The sequence below is a fragment of the Roseateles sp. P5_E11 genome, from assembly GCF_054049355.1.
The window spans coordinates 1-2,321 of the sequence record NZ_JBFUMO010000753.1; the positions used below are offsets into that span (position 1 = coordinate 1).

Consider the following 2,321-nt stretch of genomic DNA (forward strand, 5'->3'; position numbering starts at 1 on the left):
CTTCAGTGCCAGCGCGCATGTCCAAGGGCTCTACCGCCAGCCACACGGCGTCGACGCGGATCACCGCAGCAGCTCACGCATCCAGGCTGCAAACTCCGCCGAGGCGCTGATCGGCCAAGCGACAACGATCGAGACTGCACCACGCCGCATCTCGACGCGGACATCCGCCGGCGTTGCGCTGGGCGTGGTTGGCACCGTGAGCGGCAATGCGATGAACTCTCTTGTCTTGGCGGGGGCGCAATTGCCCTGTCACGGGCGAGTCGCCGCCACCGGTGCATGACGTTGGCGTTGATGCTGTGAGCCATCGCCACCTTGGCCACCGAGGCCCCAGCCTCGGCGCACTCCGTCAATATCTGCGCCTTCATTGCCACGCCGTAGCGCTTTCGTGTGCGGGCCTTGTCGCTTGTCATCGCATCCACCTAAGTTACGTGGACGCGATCCTTCCTGGCGCTGGTGGGCGATTCAAGATGACTTGGCCGGACGGATACCGCCCGCCGCCGTTGGAGCGTGGCGCACACGCAGGCAGCGGGCGGCCGCGATCTTTATACGTTCTTTACACCGCCTACGGGAAACTGGCTCCATCCCACCCAGTTTCCCGTTCATGAGCCTTGAGACCCAACGCAGCGGCCTGGCCGCACTGACGCTCGGCGCAATCGGTGTCGTCTATGGCGACATCGGCACCAGCCCCCTCTACACGCTCAAGGAAGTATTCCTGCCCGCTACCGGCGTCACGCTGGACACCCACAACCTGGTGGGCGCGGTCTCGGTGATCGTCTGGGCGCTGATGTTCGTCGTCACGCTCAAGTACGTGATCCTGATCCTGCGCGCCGACAACCGCGGTGAAGGCGGCGCACTCGCGTTGACGGCCCTGGCCGCCCATGCCGTGCAGCAGCGGCCCAGGCTGCGCGGCGCGCTGCTGTTGCTGGGCCTGTTCGGGGCGACGCTGTTCTATGGCGACAGCGTCATCACGCCCGCGATCTCGGTGATGGGCGCCATCGAAGGCCTGGAGGTCGTGACGCCGACCTTGAAGCCCTATGTGCTGCCGATCTCGGTGGCCATCCTGGTGGGTCTGTTTCTGGTGCAACGCCATGGCACCGCAGCGGTGGGCAAGGTGTTCGGGCCGGTGATCGTGCTGTGGTTCGCCGTGCTCGGCGCCATCGGCATCGTGCACATCACCCAGCATCCCCAGATCCTGGCTGCACTCAACCCGCTGGAGGCCTGGGCCTTCCTCAGCACGCGGGGATGGCATCTGTTCGCTGCCGTCGGCGCCATCGTGCTGGCATTGACGGGCGCCGAGGCCCTCTACGCCGACATGGGCCATTTCGGCGTGAGGCCGATCCGCCTGGCCTGGACGGGGCTGGTGTTTCCCGCGCTGGCGCTCAACTACCTGGGCCAGGGCGCGCTGCTGATCGGAGACGCCACGGCCATCGAGAACCCGTTCTTCCGCCTCTTCCCCAGCGCCTTGGTGCTGCCCATGGTCGGCCTCGCTGCGATGGCCGCCGTGATCGCCTCGCAGGCCGTGATTTCCGGGGCCTACTCGATGACCAAGCAGGCCATCCTGCTCGGCTTCCTGCCGCGCCTCACCTTGCGCCATACCTCCGCCAGCGAGTCCGGGCAGATCTACGTGCCGGCGGTCAATTGGGCACTGCTGGCCGGCGTCATCGGTGCGGTGCTGATGTTCGGCAGCTCTTCGGCGCTGGCGGGGGCCTACGGCATCGCGGTGACGCTGACGATGCTGATCACGACCGTGCTGACCTTCTTCGTCATTCGCGACGGYTGGAAGCTCCCCGCGCCGCTGGCGATCGGCGCCACGGTGTTCTTCCTGGCCGTGGACATGCTGCTGGTTGCCGGTTGCGCGATCAAGTTCTTCGACGGCGGGTGGTTTCCGCTGGCGCTGGGCCTGATGCTGTTTGTCTTGATGAGCACCTGGGCGCGCGGCCGTCAGCTGCTGATGGCCGGCCTGCGCAGCGAAGGCATCGAACTCCAGCCCTTCATTGAGAGCCTCGCCCTGGGCGAAGCCCATCGTGCACGGCGCACGGCGGTCTATGCAGTCGCCGATCCGAACCTCGTGCCGCAGGCCCTGTTGCACAACCTCAAGCACAACCAGGTCCTGCACGAAACGAACGTCATCCTGAACGTCATGTTCCACGACCGTCCGATGGTCGACGCAGCCGACCGCCTCGAATTGACGTCATTGGCGCCAGGCTTCTGGCGCGTGCTCGTCCACTACGGGTTCATGGAGGAACCCGACGTTCCCCTGGCACTGGCGCTGTGCGAGGCCAAGGGCTTGCGCATCGAGCCCTTCGAGACCAGCTACTTCC

The 2,321-nt window shown here is 66.0% G+C and carries 2 protein-coding genes and 1 pseudogene; 2 read left to right on the top strand and 1 reads right to left on the bottom strand.

Annotation, left to right across the window (positions count from 1 at the left end; genetic code table 11):
- Nucleotides 1–280: hypothetical protein (locus ACXJKR_RS30120; RefSeq protein ID WP_457325972.1), on the top strand; the 280-nt coding region annotated here is incomplete at its 5' end.
- Nucleotides 281–290: 10 nt separating this feature from the next.
- On the opposite strand, the pseudogene ACXJKR_RS30125 reads toward ACXJKR_RS30120, so the two are convergent.
- A pseudogene (locus ACXJKR_RS30125) lies at nucleotides 291–410 on the bottom strand (IS66-like element accessory protein TnpA); the annotation flags it as partial.
- 191 nt (nucleotides 411–601) lie between these two features.
- Here ACXJKR_RS30125 and ACXJKR_RS30130 point away from each other — a divergent pair.
- Nucleotides 602–2,321 (top strand): potassium transporter Kup (locus ACXJKR_RS30130; protein WP_457325971.1); only part of this gene is annotated, 1,720 nt, incomplete at its 3' end.